Origin of the sequence: Caballeronia sp. GACF4 (genome assembly GCF_023631025.1) — a bacterium.
Lineage (GTDB): Bacteria > Pseudomonadota > Gammaproteobacteria > Burkholderiales > Burkholderiaceae > Caballeronia.
This window is the reverse complement of record NZ_JALQDW010000020.1, coordinates 196,852-214,164: the sequence shown is the minus strand read 5'-3', so window position 1 is coordinate 214,164 and position 17,313 is coordinate 196,852. Positions and strand designations below refer to the sequence as shown.

The following is a 17,313-nucleotide window of genomic DNA, read 5'->3' as shown; positions in this document are numbered from 1 at the left end:
CATGCCATGTAATTGGCGAGCCTCACGCGCGCTCCTACTCTCTCGTCATCGCGGTGCAGCCATGTTGGCTGCACCGTTCGAGAACAAGGAGCCTCTCATGTCGAACCATACCGTTCATACGATTCAAACCGCCCCCGAGCAATCGAAGCCTGTGCTCGAACGCCTGCAACGAACCTTCGGCCTCGTGCCGAACATCGCGGGCGCGATGGCTGCATCGCCCACGCTGATCAATGGCTTCATCGGCTTGTTCGAGCGCGTGCACGCGAGCAGTCTCAGCGAGCCGCAGATTCAGACGCTGCTGCTCACCAACGCGGTGACGAACCGCAGCGAATGGGCCGCCGCGTTTCATACGGCGCTCGCGTTGCAACAGGGCGTGAGCCGCGCCGATGTCGATGCCATCCGCGAAGCACGCTTGCCCGCCGATGTAAACCTCGCCGCGCTCTCGGCGCTGGCGCGCACGCTCATCGACAAGCGCGGCCGGATCGATCGTGCGGACGAAGAGCGTTTCATCGATGCCGGCTTCGGCGCCGCGCAGATACTCGATGTAATCGCGGTCGTGGCGGCATCGACCATCACGAACTACACCGGTAGCGTCACGCAACCGCCGCTCGAAGCGCAGTTCGTCGAGTATGCGTGGCAAGCGCCGACACGTTGAGGAAAGCACATGACGACAGCCGCTCACGCCGAGAAAAGTCGAACGTCGAACGCTATCGGCGACCTGCTGCGTTACTGGCGCGATGTGCGCGGCGTGAGTCAGCTCGGCTTGTCGCTGGACGCGGGCGTATCGCAGCGGCAGATTAGCTTCATCGAAAGCGGCCGCAGCGTGCCGGGCCGGCAGACCGTACTCGATCTTGCCGAGACGCTCGACGTGCCGCTGCGCGAGCGCAATGCGCTGTTGCTTGCAGCAGGCTACGCGCCGCTCTATTCCGATGCGCCGTGGAACGCCGAAGAGATGCAGGGCGTCGTGCGCGCGCTCGAACGCGTGTTGCGTCAGCACGAGCCTTATCCCGCCATCGTCATGGACCGGCATTGGAACGTGCTGATGACCAACGCTGCCGCGCCGCGCTTCTTCAATCGTTTCATCGATATGTCCGCGCGCACGGGGCCGCGCAACATGCTGCATCTGGTGTTCGATCCGCTGGGCATGCGCCCGTTCATCGAGGACTGGGGTAACGTCGCGCGCAGTCTCTTGCAACGCGTGCATCGCGAAGCAGTAGGGCAGTTTGTCGATGAAGGCACGCGTAATCTCTTCGATGCCTTGCTCGCTTATCCCGATGTGCCGCGCGACTGGCGCTCGCGGGAAGTATCACGCGGCGCTTCCGCGTTGCCGGTCGTGCCGCTCGGCTTCGTTTTCGAAGGTACGGCGCTCGACTACTTCTCGATGGTGACGACGGTCGGCACGCCGCGAACCATCGCCGCGCAGGAGTTGCGCATCGAGTGTCTCTTTCCCGCCGACGATGCAACGGAAGCGCGGCATTTGGCGACGTTCTCGACATAGGCGCTTGCAGCGCATAGAGTGCTTCATTCGACTCTATGAAGGAGAAACGTATGACGACCACGGACAAGGTTGCACTGATCACGGCGGCGGGCAAGGGCATGGGCGCGGCCATCGCGAAGGAACTCGCGGCCAACGGCTACAAAGTCGCGCTGATGTCGCCTTCGGGCAGCGCCGTTACGCTCGCGGAGCAGTTGAACGGCTTCGGCATGACGGGTTCGGTGGCGCAGGACGCGGATATCGAAAAGTTCGTGCAAGGTACGCTCGAAAAATACGGCCGCATCGATGCCGTGGTGAACAACACGGGGCATCCGCCCAAAGGCGATCTCCTCGCACTCGACGACGCCAAATGGCACGAAGGCCTCGACCTCATCATCCTCAACGTGGTGCGTGTGCTGCGCCGCGTGACGCCGGTGTTTCAGAAGCAGGGCGGCGGCGCCGTCGTCAATATTTCGAGCTTCGCAGCGGTGGCGCCGGAGCCGGTGATGCCGGTTTCATCGGCGTTGCGTGCGGCGTTGAGCGCATTCACGCGCCTCTATGCGGAGCGGCACGCGGCGGAAAACATTCGCATCAATTCCGTGCTGCCGGGGTTTATCGATAGCTGGCCGGAAACGCCGGAGATCGTCGCACGCATTCCGGCAGGGCGCTTCGGTAAGACCGAAGAGATTGCGAAGACCGTGGCGTTTCTGTTGTCGGACGGCGCGGGCTATATCACCGGACAGAACATCCGCGTCGATGGGGGAATCGTTCGGGCGCTTTGAATGCGATGCCTGTGTCCGGCGTCGCTTCGTGTGGCCGTGATCTCAAGGCGCGATGGCGTCCGCCGTTTCCTGATCCCAATACGGCGGCAGCGCCTTATAAGGATTCGAACCGGCAAGCGACGTGACATACACGCCGCCCGCGCCATGTGTCTTCGCATACTGAACGACGCCCGGCAACTGCGCGGCCGTTGCGCCATACACCATATGCACGAAGCGGTTCTTCGGATACGCGGCTTGCCAGCTCATCGGTTGATAGCGCGCGTAACTCTTGACCGTGCTTTCGAAGACCACGAACTGATCGGCGGTCGGCAGGCTCGCATAAAGCTCGGGAACGTTCGTTCCCGGGTTACCCATGACCGAGTATGTCGACTTCAATCCCTTGATGTAGTTGTAGATGGACTGATAGAACTGGACGTGCGACATCTGGCTATCGGCCGTCATCTCGTCGATGAAAAAGCCATCGACCTTATAAAGCGTCACGTACGCGTTGATGTCCGCCACGACCGCCGAAAGCGAGCGCTTTGCATACGACGTCGATACATAGCCAATCACCTTGCCGCCCGCCGCATGAAGTCGTGTTACGGCGGCGGCATAGGCGACGTCTTCCTTGATACCGGGACCGCTGTTCGGATTCAGAATGGCCGTGGTCGGAACCTTGCGCGCGGTGGCGGTCAAGCTGTTCCAGTTCGAGACGCTGCTCGTGGCATTGAAATACGAGGGGATGACGACGCTGGTGGCCGTGTTGACCGTTGTGGCCGCGAAGGCCGTGCTACCGGTGCCCAACAAGGCGGCGAGAGGCATTGCCCACTTCAGACAGTTCAAGCATTTCAAAGCTGCGTTCAGCATTTAGCCTCCTGACGCGGTCATTCAAGCCGCTGTCTTTTGGCCCGCCGCACAGACGGCGGGCAACTGGCAAACTCTCGTTAAGAAAGTCCCTTTAGTTTTGCGTCGCCGGATCACTCCGGTTTTGCCCCTCTCCCCTAACGGCAGGCTTTGAGATTTCTTTAGCGTAATAAAAGGAATCTTTGGCATCGCTTGATGACGCTTGGACGACTCGTTATCTCTCAGCGCGTCGCCAAACGTTTGCCTTAAAGTTCTATTGAACATGGTCGTTAATGCCTAGCAACGTGCACTGGTTTTTTCGATGCATAAGCGGTCTTGAGCGGCTAAAGGTCATGTGCTATCGTGCGCGCCCTTAGCATTTAAGCAAAAAAATATTGCTTCGCGACCCGCGCAACGCGGGCTTTGCGTAGCGCGATTGCGGCTAGCCGAATGAGCTTGCGGTGACGATTTCCTCAAGGCGATGTCCTTGAGAAAAGCGCGCTGCACTCGTATAAAAATCAAACGGGGAAAAGATCTTGCCGATGGAGAAGTGGACCCGGGCACGCGCCGGTATGTTCTCTTGCGCGCGTGCGGAACGGGCGCCTGAACGTTTCGTGATGCGCGTATTGGCAGCCGTTCTGTTGAGCACGGCGGGCCTTGATCCGTTCATCGCTTATGCGCAAGCAGCGGCGCTGCAGTCCAATGCGCCGCGCGCTTCACAGTCCGCTGCATCTCAACCCAATATCGCTTTCTATTACGCGGCGAATCCGCCTGTCGATCAATTGCAGGCATTCGACGCAGTGGTCCTCGACCCGGTAGCGGGCTTCGATCCGTCCATGCATCCGCTCGCGCATACGACATGGATCGCGCGTAGTCAAAGCGGCAATGCCGCTGAAATCGAAGCGCTGTGGCAGCGTGGTTATCGCGGATTTTTCCTCGATACGCCAATCGCTCTTGCCGCAGCCCTTCGAATTCATGCGGCGCATCCGGACGCGCGTCTTATCGCGGGTGGCGAGAACATTGCGCAAAGCGCGTTGCCCTATGCAAGCGCGCTGTATGCGGTCGTCGGCGATTCGCTGATTCGCGGTATAGACGAAAGTGGTCAGTTCACGGAAGTTCCTGAAGCGTTGCGCGCACGGCGCATGGCGGCGGCGCGCGAATTCACGCAGCAGAGCGGCGTGCCGGTCGTGTCGATCGAGTATTGCAATCGCAACGACCGGCAGTGCGCGCGCGATACAGCGAGCCGCGTCGTGTCCGCAGGCATGCTGCCTTACGTGACGAGCAAGGCGCGCGATGTGGTCGGCATCGGCAAGATAGAAGTGCTGCCGCGCAAGATTCTCGTCGTGCAGGACCGCGATACCAAGGACCCGCTCGATTTAAGCGCGGGGGTGCGTGACCTCGCCACGCCGCTCAATTACATGGGCTACGACGTCGAGTACGCCGACTTTTCGTCGCGCTTGCCGGATAACATCACACCCGACCGTTACGCAGGCGTGGTCGCATGGATTCAGCGCGGCGCGGTGCCCGATGCACAAGTCTGGCAACGATGGGTTGCCGCGCGCATGGCGGATCACATTCCTGTCGCGTTTCTCGGTCAGTTCGGTTTCGATTCAGCCGGTTCCGCTGGCGCCGCGCTCGATCTGCAACCGGTCGGCGGAACGTTCGCGGCGCCCGTCACGGTCGTCAAGAGCGATCCGATGATCGGCTTCGAGATCAGCCCGAAACCGGAACCGCGCGATCTGCAAGGCGTGCGCGTGGGTCCGCGCAGTCAGGCTTTGTTGCGCGTCTCGGCAAGCGGAGCAGAGGTAGACCAAGTCGCGCTCACGCCGTGGGGCGGGTACGCGCTGAGTCCTTACACAGTCGTATCGTTGGACAGCATCGAACAGGAACGCTGGGCCATTCAACCAATGGCTTTCATGAAGGCGGCGCTGCATCTGCAAGACATGCCCGCGCCGAGCGTGACGACGGAAAACGGCCGACGCCTTTTCATGTCGCACGTGGATGGCGATGGCTTCGCCTCACGCGCGGAATTCCCCGGTCCCGACTACTCGGGCGAAGCGTTGTATCAGCAGATTTTCACGCGCTATCAAGTGCCGATGACGCTCTCCGTCATCGAAGGCGAAGTCGGTCCTGCCGGTCTGCATCCGGATATCTCGCCCCGTCTGGAAGCCATCGCGCGCAAGATGTTCGCGCTGCCGCACGTCGAGATCGGCACGCATACGTACTCGCATCCGTTTCAGTGGGAACAGGTCGACAGCAAGGGCGCACAGATGGATCGCGGCGGTGGCGACGCGGCGTTCTCGTTGAATATCCCGGGATATCGCTTCAATATCGATCGTGAGATCACGGGCTCGATCGACTATATCAACTCGCGTCTTGCACCTGCCGGCAAGAAGACCGTGCTCCTGCAATGGTCCGGCGACTGCCGTCCGCCTGGCTTCGTCGTGCGCAAGGTGGCCGAGGCGGGCGTCTACAACTTCAATGGCGGCGATACGGTCATCACGAAGTCGGCCAATAGCTGGACCAATATCGCGCCGGTCGGTGTGGACAAGGGACCCGGCGCATATCAGGTATATGCGCCGAATCAAGACGAGAACGTCTATACGAACGACTGGCAAGGTCCGTTCTATGGCTTCACGCGCGTGCTGGAAACGTTCGCGATGACCGAGCGTCCGCAGCGCTTCAAGCCGATCGACATCTATTACCACATGTATAGCGGCACCAAGGTGGCGTCGCTGCGCGCGTTGGATCAGATCTTTTCGACGACACTCAAGCAGCCGGTGATGCCGGTCTATGTGAGCGAGTACATCCGCAAGGTGCTCGACTGGCATACCTTCGCGGTGGCAAAAGACATCGATTCGAAGTCCGGTCAATGGCTCGTGCGCGGCAATGGCGAAGTGCGGGAATTGCACTGGCCGCAAGCGGCAAAGCCATCGGTCGATGATGCTTCGGGCGTCACGGGTTTCGCGCCAGGGCCTGACGGTACTTACATCCATATCGATAACGGCAGTGCGCGTTTTGCCATGGGCGGTACCACGACCGCGCCGTATATCGAAGAGGCAAATGGTTTCGTGCGCAACTTTAGCCGCACGCCGCAAGGCATGCAGTTCGAATTTGCCGGCCACTATCAGCCGTTCGTCAGGGTAGCGAACGCGCAGCAGTGCAAGGTCCGCGTCAACGGTCAGAGCGTTGCTGCTCGACGCGATGGCGATTTCCTGCGCTTCGACACGTCGGCCGACGTCGGATCTATCTTGAACTACAAGCCGGTCGAGGTCGCCTGTGCTCGTTAATCGCCCTCGTATTGCGCCAACGTGGCTCGTGATGTTGCTCGCGGGCGTCGTGATGATCACGCTATGGTTCATGCATCCGCGTGGCGGATTGCGCAACCGCTTGACATCCACCGATGCACCGAGCGATCTCAGCATCGCTTATCTTGAAGCGTGGCTGCGCGTGCAGCCCGGCAACACGGAGATTCTCTCGGTGCTCGGCACGCAATACGTGCGTCTCGGGCGCGATGAAGATGCGCGCCGCATTGCTGACCGCATGGCCGCCGCGCCTGGTGACGAGCTTCATCGCGCCGCACAGTTGCTGCGCCTGACCGTGGATACGCGCGAGACCTTCGCATTGCCCGCGAACGATCCGGGCCGCGAGGCCGCGCTGGTTCGCCTGCGCACGCAACTGACCAACGCGGCGGCGCTGTCGTGGTCGAATGCGGACCTGCAAATGCTGGCCGAAGCGGCTGCATCCGCGAATGCGCAACAGCTTGCGGGGCAGCTCTATGCGCGGCTTGCCGTGCAGGACCCGGCACGACAGACGCGCTGGAATCGCGAAGTGGTGCGCTTTGCCATGTATGGCGGCGACTATCGCGGCGCGGCGGAAGGCTGGTTCCGTTTGCAAGCGAAGGCACCCACGTTCGATACGAAGCGTGATTGCTTCATCAACGGCATTCGCGCGCTACAGTCGGGCAATCTGCTCGATGAAGCGCTTGGCGCCGCGAAGGAACATGGCGCGGCGTTCGCGCACGATCACGCGACGCTTGTCGTGCTGCTGAATCTGGCGCGCGCGGCGCATCGGCCGGACCTCGTGGATCGTTATGCAAAGGCGCTCGCGGGTTATGCGCAAGCGCAGCCAACGGATGAAGACGGCGCGCTACGGCTGGTCGCGTATCTTCGCGAGCGCGCATCACAGAAAGAATATGCGTACATGGATGGTTCGCAGCCGATGCATACGCACCGTCACGATGTGCATGTCGTTCGTGTTGCCACGCCTGCATCGGCTCCGAACGCCACGGACGATGTCCCGGGTCTCCTGTACCAATCGTTCCTCGAATCGAACGACTTGCAGAACGCACAGCGCGTCGCGAGCGAACAGGTCGAGAAGAATCCCGGCTCGACGGTGTGGACGAAGCGGCTCGCTCAAGTATCCGAATGGAATCACGCGTCGCCGCTCGCGCTCAAGATGTGGCTCGCTTACGCGCAAGCCACGCACGACCCGGAAGGCTGGAAAAACGTCATGCGTCTGGCTCCGATGCTCAACGACGACAACGCGTATCTCGCCGCGTTGATCCAGGCATCGAATGCCGCACCCGCCGATCTCAAGCTGCTCGACTCGGTCGTCGCGGCATACGAACGTCTCGGCCGTCCGGACGATGCACTGGCGTTCCTGCGCACCCGTCAGCGCACGATATCGAACGAGGCCATCGTTTTGCGGCTTGGCCAACTCGCGGAACGCTCGGGCCACGACGACGAAGCGCTCGCCGCTTATCGCGCGCTGAACAAGCGCAATCCGGCGAACACGCAATACGCATTGCGCACCGCGAGCCTTTTGTATCGTCATGGCGACTACAAGGGTGCGCTCGATGCCTTGCTCGCTGCACGCCAAGGCGCCAGGAACGATGACATTCTGTTCTGGTGCAACGCGGCGCAACTCGCGCGTCTTCTGCAACGGGATGACATCGCCAACGACGCGTACAAGCATCTGCTTGCAAGCGGCGAGGCCACGCCCGAAGACTTGAGCGCCATGACGTACTTCTACGACGCTTATCCAGTCGATGCCGCTCGCACTTCGGAGTTGCAGTATCGCCGCGATCGTTCGCCGCGCTCACTGGAAAGCGCAGTCCACTATCACACCGATGCCGAGCAATACGATCGCGCCGATGCATTGCTCAAAAGCCTGAGCCCGGAGCAACTCGCCGTTGCGTCCGAGTCGCCGTCGTTCCTGCGCATTCGCGCCGAATACTATCGACAGACGAACCGTCCGCTCGATGCGCTCGCCGATCTTCAACATGCCGTCACGCTGCCGGGTGCCGCGCTCGACTTGCGCGCGGCATTGCTCTGGACGCTCGTCGACTACGGCACGGATGCGCAATTGCACGACGCGCTCAAGCCATGGCGCGATACGCCTGCGCAAGAGCCCGCGTTGTGGGGCCCGCTCGCTGCTGCCTATATGCGCTTGAACAAGCCTGAAGCCGCGCTCAAGTACTTGCGTCTGCAAGCGGCGTCCGCATCGCGTGATCCGCTGTGGCAGTTGAGCTATGCCGAAGCGCAAGAGATGGCGGGACGCAGCGACCTCGCATGGTCCATTCGCCGCAATGTCTGGCGCCAGATGCAGGACGAGGAAGCGGCCGTTCGCGCGAACACGGCGGTGGGAAAGAACATCGTGCAGACGCACCAGTCGCAAGGCAGTGAAGTGCGTGAACAACTGCAAGGCCGGCGCGTGACGCTGGCATCGATATTCGAGAACGCGGATGTATCGAAGGCATTGCTCATCAACCTGCTCGCAACCGATGCCGGGCGCAACGACGACACCGCCGCACGCCGCACCTTGCTGGGCGATACGGCCGGTTTGCCTGCTGCGCAATTGAAGGCATCGAACGCGAGTGCATCTGCGAAAGAGACACGACTGACCTCGTCCGTTGCACGCGATGTCGCGCTTGCCTGGGCCATGTCGCACGAAGCGAATCCGTTGGCGAAGCGCTGGCTCGCGCGTCAATACGCCGACGTGCTGGTTCAGCCTTCGGAGCAGTTGATCGCCATTGCGCTTGCCGACAACGACAAGCCCGCGATGGGACGTCTTCTCGATGATCAGAAGGCGCGCCTGCCGATCTATGACCGTATCGATGCATCGATCGCGGTGGATCGTCCGGGCGATGCACAAAAGCTCGCGTTTCAAGGCCTCGAAGATGCGCCCTATGACGATGAACTGCATGGCCGCCTCGTGCAGACCTCACTGACCTGGCCGCAATCGCTCGATGCAAGCGTCACGAGTTATGTCGAACATCCGCTCGATTACATCGAGCAGACGCTTGGCGGCAGCCTCAAGATCGCGGACAAATACATGATCGGCGTAAAGGGCGTTCAACGCTTCCAGCATTCGACGGATTCATCGCAACTCACCGATGTCCCTTCGGTGGATCGCTCGTTGGAAGTCTTCGCGCGCCGCCAGACTTACGACACGGCGTTCATGGTCACCGTGGGCCGCCGCGAAGCGCTCGACAGTTTTTACAGCGTATCGGCGGGTGCCGAATGGGGCCGAAATTCCGCTTTGTCGCTCGCCGTGAAGGCGGGCTACAACCAGACCGCACGCGAGTCGCAAGTGTTGCAAGTGGGCGGTGTGAAGGACAACGTCGCAGGCACCGTGACGTATCGCGCGACGGAAAGCCTCTATGCCACGGGCACGGTCGAAGCCGATCGCTTCTATAGCCAAGCGCGTAACTATCTCGGTAGCGGCGTGCTGTCGACGGGCGAGATCGGTTATCGCATTCGCACGAATTATCCGGACTACACGCTGCGCCTGATGGGCGCGCATGGCGGATACGGCGCAAGTGGCGCCGCCGATGGCCTGATCTCGCGCCTCATTCCGGTGACCGCCGGTCCGGTGAGTGCGGCGAGCTTCATTCCGCAAAGCTACTCGCAATACGGCCTGTTCTTCGGTTTCGGCAACGATCTGCTCGATCAATACACGCGCGCATGGCGGCCATTCTTCGATGCAGGCGTGCTGCACGACTCGAATCAGGGCTGGGGACCGTCCATCAGTCTTGGCCTCGCGGGCACCGTGTTCGGCGGCGATCATGCGGCGCTTTATTTCTCGCATCAGCGTGTGTCGCGTCTCGGTACGCCGGTCACGCAAATCGGTGCGCGCTATAGCTGGTTTTATTGAAACGATTCTGGATCCACGGAAGGGGAAGCAACATGCACGGTATCAAACGACTCGCGCGTTCAGGCGCATGGTGTGTGGCGGCAACCGCGCTCGCGCTTGCAATGAGCGCATGCGGAACGGTGCGTCAGACGGCCGGCCCGACGCTCACGCATGGCGACAAGGTGGCTGTCGTGTCCATCGCCAACTACACGGAAACGCCGGATGCGGGCAAGAGCGCAGAATCCATCGCGGCGAATACGCTGCGCGCAGGCGGTGTCGGTGATGTACGTATCGCTCCCGCCGATACCAACCGCAACGCGCTCTTCGATAACGCGCAACGCGGCGATGGCGACAAGTCGCTCGAATGGGCACGCTCGCAAAACGCGCGCTATGTGCTGACGGGCGCGGTCGAGGAATGGCGCTACAAGACCGGCGTAGATGGCGAACCGGTAGTGGGCGTGACCTTCGAACTGATCGATGTCGCGAACGGCTCGGTCGTCTGGAGCGCAACGGGAACGCGTACGGGCTGGAGCCGCTCGGCATTGTCGAGTGTGGCGACCACTTTGATCGGCAATGTGCTGTCGCCGTTGCAAGCGCGCCAGTAAGTCGCCGATCAAGCTTGCCCGCCTGCCGCCGACATACAGAATGCAGGCCGATACGAAATGAGCACGAGACAAGAAAAGGAAATGGCCGTGAATACCGCAGCCGTCGAAACCAACCCGGGCGCCGCCAAGCGCCACGCGCATCCGTTCGGCAATCTGGGCCGCGTGCGCCGCTTTCTCGCGCCCGCGGTGGCGCGGCCCTTCGCTATCGTCGAAAGCGTCGCGCTGATGCTCATCATGCTGTCTGTCGCGCGCTGGCTTCAGCATGACGATCCCTTACTCGTGCGCGGCGGCTTTCCGTGGCTATGGATGGTGCCGCTGCTCGTCGCGTTGCGCTACGGTACGCTGCTTGGCTTGCTGTCCAGCTCCATCATGTTCGGTGTGTGGGAGTTGTTCTATCCGCCGGGCGGCACGTTTCCCGCGTTGTATTTCGCGGGCGGTCTTTGTCAGACGATCCTTGCCGGTCATTTCGGCGATACGTGGGGCAGCCGCGCGGAACGTGCATCGTCGCTGAACGATTATCTGAACGACCGCCTCGTTGCGTTGACCAACAGTCACTACTTGCTGCGTCTTTCGCATGAGCGGCTTGAGAAGGATCTGCTGTCGCGTCCGACGACGTTGCGCGATTCGATCACCGAGTTGCGGCGGCTTTCCGTCGCCGGCGACACGGCGAAGAACGATTCATCGATGCGCGGCGCGGATGGCCTGCTCGAGTTCATCGCGCAAGCATGTCAAATTGAAGTGGCCGCGCTTTTTCCGGTGCATCGCGGCAAACTGGGCATGGAGCCGATCGCCCAACTCGGCGATGCCTTCACGCTCAAGCTCGACGATGAACTCGTCATGCATGCGCTCGCCACGCAAAACGTCGCGCATCTGAAGAACGTCGATTCGACCGTGCCGGTCAGCGAGTATCTCGTCTGCGCGCCGCTGGTATCCGCCGATGGCGAATTGCGTGCGTTGCTCGTCATCAAGCGCATGCCGTTCCTGTCGCTCAACTTCGACAATCTGCAACTCCTGCTGGTGCTGTTGGGTTACTACGCCGATGGCGTGGCGCACGCGTCCTTCGTGCAGCGCATTGTCGATCAGGTACCCGATTGTCCGCATGAATTCGCGCTCGATCTCGGCCGTCTGACGCGTCTGCAGAAGAAAGCGGGCGTGGCTTCCTCGCTGGTCGCGCTCGTGTTTCCGCGCGATGAAGAAGGCGATGAACTCTTCGAACACGTCATACGCCGCCGCCGTTCGCTCGACGTCATGTGGCCCCTGCAGACGCCGCGGCAATCCGTGCTGCTCAATCTCATGCCCGCAACGGATACGACCGGCATCGACGGCTATCTCGCGCGTATCGAAGCAAGTCTGAAAGCGCAGTTCAATACCGACCTCGAAGGCGCGCGCGTTGGCGTGCATACGCTGCATCTCGGAGGCGAGGAACCTGGCGCGGCGCTCAAGCGTCTTCTCAAGCGAAGTGGCCTCGATGTCTAAAGGGTCCTCACTCCTCCTCGGCGCGCTCGCGGCTATCGTCGCGGGAATCGTGCAATACCTTGCGATTGCGAGCCTGATGCAGGCGCCGGGCGCGTTCGATCCGCTCATGCGCTTCCTGGCTTGGCAGGCCGCAGCGGGTCTGGCCGAAGCCATTGCGTTTCGCGCCTGGTTGCCGCGGAACTATCGCGAGCCGCTTGCTTGGTCGTTGCTCTCGTTGTGGCTTGCGTGCACGTTCGTACCGCTCTTGGGTGGCGTCGTGGTGCTCGTGAGCTGTATCTGGGCAGCGCTCTTCCCCGCGCTCAAGGAAAGCGGCGAACTCGACGATGTCGCGCGTCCCAAGTTCGTCACGTATCTGGTGTCGCGCGTTCAGCATGGCGGCGGCGCGCGCTTGCAGGCACGTCTTGCGAACACGCAGGTGGCATCGACGGATCGACTGTCCGCGTTGGTTGCCATTCAGAGCATGCCGACCCGCACCACCGGCACCTTGCTGCGCGACTTGCTCGCCGATCCCCTGGAAGATATTCGCCTAATTGCATACGGCACGTTGGACCATGCCGAGAACGAGATCATGCAGAAAATCTTCAGAACGAGCAGAACGCTCGAAGCAACCGGGAAGCCGGCCGAGCGTCACGCGCTGAATCGACTGCTTGCCGAACTCTACTTCGAGCTCGTGTACCAGAATCTCGTGCAAGGCGCGGTCTATAAGCACACGCTGCAGCAAGCCGACCGCTACGCGCAGGCCGCGCTCGAAACCGATTCATCGGATGCCGCACTGTGGCTCATTCGCGGACGTTTGGCGCTCGCAAGCGGCTTGCCCGATGAAGCGCATGAACACATTGGCCGCGCGCTCGAGCTCGGCTTTCCGCGCGAACGTCTCGTTCCCTGGCTTGGCGAAGCGGACTTTCTGCGCGGCGAATATTCACGCGTGGCGAACCTTCTGGCGACGCTCGGCAATGCCGCTTCGTTGCCCACGCTCAAACCGGTTGTGAAGTACTGGTCATGATGAAAGAACTCCCGATCCGCCGCGCCGCCGATGCCGATGTCTGCCTTCTCCTCGAAGGCACGTTCCCGTTCGTGCGCGGCGGCGTATCGAGCTGGGTCAACGAGATGATCCGCTCTTACCCCGACACACGCTTCGCGATCGTCTTCATAGGCAGCCAGAAGTCGGATTATGCGGGCGTCGCTTATGCATTGCCCGACAACGTCGTGCATATCGAAACGCATTACCTGTACGAGCCGACCACGGCGGATTTCACGCCGCGCGCGGCCGCTGGCGACAGCGCCGCATTCGTGCGCTCGCAGCAGTTGCACGACACCTTGCGCGACCCGCGTAACGGCCGCGATGCTGGCGCGTTGCTCGCCGACATGATCCCGATGATCGGCACGAGCGGCGCGCTCAACGAAGAGCAGTTCCTCACGAGCCGCGCGGCGTGGCATACCATCGTCGATCAATACGAGCAGTTCTGCACGGACCCGTCCTTCACCGATTACTTCTGGACCGTGCGTATCATGCACAAGCCGCTGTGGCAGCTTGCGCGCGTGGCGGAGCAGTTGTTGCCGGCCAAGGTTTATCACACGGTATCGACGGGATATAGCGGCTTTCTCGGCGCGTTGATGCACTACCGTACCGGACGGCCCTTGCTGATCTCCGAGCATGGCATCTATACGAAGGAACGCAAGATCGACTTGCTGCAAAGCCAGTGGGTTCGCGACAACCGCGGTGTGTTCGAACGCGACATCTCGCGGGTGAGTTACTTCCGCGAACTGTGGGTGCGTTTCTTCGAAGCGATCGGCAAGCTTGCCTACGACGCCGCCGACGATATCGTCGCGCTCTACGAAGCGAATCGCCAGCGTCAGGTGATGGACGGTGCGCGTGCCGAGCGCACGCAGTGTATCCCCAACGGCATCGACGTCGATGCGCTCGGGCCGCTCGTCGCGCAACGCAAGCCGCGTTCGAATCGCGTGGTTGCGCTGATCGGACGCGTGGTGCCGATCAAGGACATCAAGACTTTCATTCGCGCGATCTTCATCGCGTCGCGCAGCATGCCGGACCTGGAAGGCTGGATCATCGGACCGGAAGAAGAAGATCCCGCCTATGCGCTCGAATGCCGCGCATTGGTGGAGAGTCTCGGCTTGAGCCGCAATCTCAAGTTTCTCGGCTTTCAGCGTATTGACGACATGCTGCCGCAAGTCGATGTCATCGCGCTGACCTCGATCAGCGAAGCGCTGCCGCTCGTGGTGCTCGAAGGTTTCGCAGCAGGCGTGCCCGCCATCACGACGGATGTCGGGTCGTGCCGCCAATTGATCGAAGGCGTGGATGAGGAAGATCGCGCGCTCGGATCGGCGGGCGGCGTCGTGCAGCTTGCGGACCCGGCCGCGTTCGCGCAGGCCGTGCTGTCCTTGCTCGCGGATGAAACGCGCTGGCAAGCCGCACAACAAGCCGGCCTCGCACGCGTGCGCCGCTATTACACGAAGAAGCAGATGATCGACCGTTATCGCGCGCTGTATGACCGGCTGTCGGCACTGCCGGATCGCGCGCGCAGCGGCATGTCGGCCAGCGCCGCGCAATGCCCGATGCATCATCACAAACCGGCAGGCGCCGCGAAAGAGCCGCTTGCATCGCAGGAGTCACGCTGATGGCCGGCATTGGTTTCGAATTGCGCAAGATCATGCGCCGCGACACGCTCGCGGGCGTGGCGCGCGCGTATGCCTATGCAGGGTTGATCAGTTCAGGTCCGCTCATTCTGTCGATCTTCGGCATTTTGATCATCGGGCTCATCAGCCTGGCTTCAGTCATACCGAAGTTTGCGATCGTGCAGTTTCAGGTGTCGGTGACATATTTGATCGCGCTTAGTCTGATATTGACGGGACCGTTGCAACTCTCGTTCACGCGCTTCATTTCCGACCGCTTGTTCGAGAAGCGCGATGACCTCGTGCTGTCCAATTACAACGGCGTCGTGCTCGTGTCTTCGGCTCTTTCGAGCGTGGTTGCGGTCGTTGCGATGTTACTAGGCTTTCGTGAAGAGCCGATCGTCTATCGCCTGTTGATGATTACCGGCTTCGTCGTGGTCAGCAATATCTGGATCGCGGTGATCTTTCTGTCGAGCGTGAAGCAGTATCGGCAGATTCTTTACGTGTTTGCCGTGGGTTATGCGTGCGTCGTTTGTCTTGCGCTCGCACTGAACGGCTATGGACTCATCGGTTTGCTGGGCGGCTTCGTGGCCGGCCATATCGTCTTGCTGGCGGGTTTGTCGGGCTTGATTTACCGGAACTATCGCAGCGAGCGCTTCGTGTCGTTCGAAGTGTTCGAAGGACGTTATGCCTATCCTAGTCTCGCGCTCGTCGGCTTGCTGTTCAATATCGGCGTGTGGCTCGACAAGTTCATGTTCTGGTATGCGCCGGGCACGGGTACGCGAGTCATTGGGCCGCTGAATGCATCGGTGATCTACGACATCCCCATTTTTATCGCTTACGTATGCGTGATGCCGGGCATGGCGACGTTCCTCGTGCGTATCGAAGCGGACTTCGTCGAATACTACGACGCGTTCTACGACGCCGTGCGCAGCGGCGCGACGCTGCGCCATATCAGCGAGATGCGCGACATGATGGTGGGCAGCGTGCGTGCCGGACTCTATGAAATCATCAAGGTGCAGACGGTGGTGCTGCTGCTGATCGTTGCGTTCGGTGAGCGCGTGCTGGGCTTGCTCGGCATCTCGCCCTTGTATATGCCGCTTTTGGTCGTCGATGTCGTGTCCGCGAGTCTGCAAGTGCTGCTGCTCGGCCTGCTCAACGTCTTCTTCTATCTCGATGGACGACGCACCGTCATGAAGCTCACCGGCGCGTTCGTCCTGTTGAATGGCCTTTTCACGGGCATTACGTTGCGGCTCGGACCGGATCTCTACGGCTATGGGTTCGCACTGGCGTTGCTCGTCGTCGTGGTGGCCGCCGTGAAGGTGCTCGACCGCAAGTTCCTGTCTCTCGAATACGAGACTTACATGCTGCGCGGCTGAGTGGCTTAACGACATGAACAAATTCGTCCGACGATCTGGCCTGCGCGCATTGCTGCATTTCGCGCGGATCGCCGCCTTCGGGGCGATGGTGACGGCCGCGCACGCGCAAACGCCATCGGTCGCGCTGTATTACGGCGCAAATCCGCCTGTCGAGGAACTCACCGGTTTCGATGTCGTCGTAGTCGAGCCCGATGCACATTTCGATCCGCAAGGTCATGCGGATGCGCACACGGCGTGGTTTGCTTACGTGAGCATCGGCGAAGTGAATCCGCATCGCGCTTACTTCAAGGCAATTCCGTCTGCGTGGATGCCTGGCGTGAATCAGGCGTGGGCGTCGCATGTGGTGGATCAAACGGCGGCGCAATGGCCGGCGTTCGTCGTGAACAAGGTTATCGCACCGTTGTGGAAGAAGGGTTATCGCGGCTTCTTTCTCGATACGCTCGATTCGTATCAGCTGATCGCCACGACCGATGCCGCGCGTGCGGCACAGGAAGCGGGACTCGTGCGCGTCATTCGCGCCATCAAGGCGCGTTATCCGGAAGCGAAGCTGATCTTCAATCGCGGCTTTGAAGTACTGCCTCAAGTGCATGAATCAGCCTGGATGGTCGCGTTCGAATCGCTGTATCGCGGCTGGGATGCAGGCAAGCAACGCTATACGGAAGTACCGCAGGCCGACCGCGACTGGTTGCTGATGCAGGCCACGACCATACGCGATCGATACCATCTGCCGGTCCTTTCGATCGACTATTGCGCACCCGCCGACGCCGATTGCAAGGTCGCGACGGCCGCACGCATCGCGGCCGACGGCATCGTGCCCTATGTCACCGATGGCGCGCTCGCTACGGTAGGCACAGGAGCGCCACTAGCGAATTGAACGCAACGAAGAACAACATCATCTGAGAGAGCAAAGCCATGTATGGCATCGTCGGCGCCATACCCAACGCAATATCGTTCCCGTATTGATCGAAGGGCTGCACGGATGTGGATAAGCCGCGGACTCTGGCAAA

Annotated in this window: 11 protein-coding genes, 1 pseudogene and 1 riboswitch; of the genes and pseudogenes, 11 read left to right on the top strand and 1 reads right to left on the bottom strand. The window is 61.1% G+C overall.

Going from position 1 to position 17,313, the window contains the following annotated elements; all coding sequences use genetic code 11:
- The first annotated feature begins 97 nt into the window (after positions 1-97).
- Genes NCR40_RS20370 through NCR40_RS20360 form a run of 3 tightly spaced genes read left to right on the top strand, consistent with a single transcriptional unit; the run spans position 98 to position 2,256 of the window.
- Complete coding sequence (locus NCR40_RS20370; RefSeq protein WP_250510466.1) at positions 98-655, top strand: carboxymuconolactone decarboxylase family protein; 558 nt, start codon at positions 98-100, stop codon at positions 653-655.
- 9 nt (positions 656-664) lie between these two features.
- Positions 665-1,498 (top strand): helix-turn-helix domain-containing protein, encoded by an 834-nt coding sequence (locus NCR40_RS20365; protein ID WP_250510465.1) that lies wholly within the window; start codon positions 665-667, stop codon positions 1,496-1,498.
- 50 nt (positions 1,499-1,548) lie between these two features.
- Positions 1,549-2,256 (top strand): SDR family oxidoreductase, encoded by a 708-nt coding sequence (locus NCR40_RS20360; RefSeq protein WP_309848310.1) that lies wholly within the window; start codon positions 1,549-1,551, stop codon positions 2,254-2,256.
- Between the two features lie 42 nt (positions 2,257-2,298).
- Here the strand turns inward: NCR40_RS20360 and NCR40_RS20355 are convergent, their stop codons facing one another.
- Positions 2,299-3,057 (bottom strand): spherulation-specific family 4 protein, encoded by a 759-nt coding sequence (locus NCR40_RS20355; RefSeq protein ID WP_250467612.1) that lies wholly within the window; start codon positions 3,055-3,057, stop codon positions 2,299-2,301.
- A 100-nt stretch (positions 3,058-3,157) separates the two neighbouring features.
- A riboswitch (cyclic di-GMP riboswitch) is annotated at positions 3,158-3,238 on the bottom strand.
- A 382-nt stretch (positions 3,239-3,620) separates the two neighbouring features.
- On the opposite strand from NCR40_RS20355, the gene NCR40_RS20350 reads away from it, so the two are divergent.
- The 8 genes and pseudogenes from NCR40_RS20350 to NCR40_RS20315 form a co-directional block, all read left to right on the top strand.
- The gene (locus NCR40_RS20350) at positions 3,621-6,368 is read left to right on the top strand and encodes a bifunctional glycoside hydrolase/polysaccharide deacetylase family protein (RefSeq protein WP_250510464.1); all 2,748 of its coding nucleotides are present in this window, start codon (positions 3,621-3,623) and stop codon (positions 6,366-6,368) included.
- Positions 6,358-10,236 carry a tetratricopeptide repeat protein gene (locus NCR40_RS20345; protein ID WP_250510463.1) on the top strand — a complete coding sequence of 1,293 codons (3,879 nt, stop codon included), beginning with the start codon at positions 6,358-6,360 and terminating at the stop codon, positions 10,234-10,236. Before NCR40_RS20350 ends, NCR40_RS20345 begins: the two co-directional genes overlap by 11 nt.
- Positions 10,237-10,268: 32 nt before the next feature.
- Positions 10,269-10,820, top strand: coding sequence for an LpoB-related protein (locus NCR40_RS20340; protein WP_250467609.1), 552 nt, complete (start codon positions 10,269-10,271; stop codon positions 10,818-10,820).
- Positions 10,821-10,907: 87 nt separating this feature from the next.
- Positions 10,908-12,296, top strand: a complete 1,389-nt coding sequence (locus NCR40_RS20335; protein WP_250492983.1) for a PelD GGDEF domain-containing protein — start codon at positions 10,908-10,910, stop codon at positions 12,294-12,296.
- A complete protein-coding gene (locus tag NCR40_RS20330) occupies positions 12,289-13,299 on the top strand; it encodes a hypothetical protein (protein WP_250510462.1) in 1,011 nt (336 codons plus the stop codon). Before NCR40_RS20335 ends, NCR40_RS20330 begins: the two co-directional genes overlap by 8 nt.
- A complete protein-coding gene (pelF, locus tag NCR40_RS20325) occupies positions 13,296-14,933 on the top strand; it encodes a GT4 family glycosyltransferase PelF (protein WP_250510461.1) in 1,638 nt (545 codons plus the stop codon). Before NCR40_RS20330 ends, pelF begins: the two co-directional genes overlap by 4 nt.
- Positions 14,933-16,306: an exopolysaccharide Pel transporter PelG gene (gene pelG / locus NCR40_RS20320; protein WP_250510460.1), complete on the top strand. Its 1,374-nt coding sequence runs from the start codon at positions 14,933-14,935 to the stop codon at positions 16,304-16,306. Before pelF ends, pelG begins: the two co-directional genes overlap by 1 nt.
- A gap of 13 nt (positions 16,307-16,319) precedes the next feature.
- Positions 16,320-17,162: pseudogene (locus NCR40_RS20315) on the top strand (endo alpha-1,4 polygalactosaminidase); the annotation flags it as partial.
- Between the last annotated feature and the right edge of the window lie 151 nt (positions 17,163-17,313).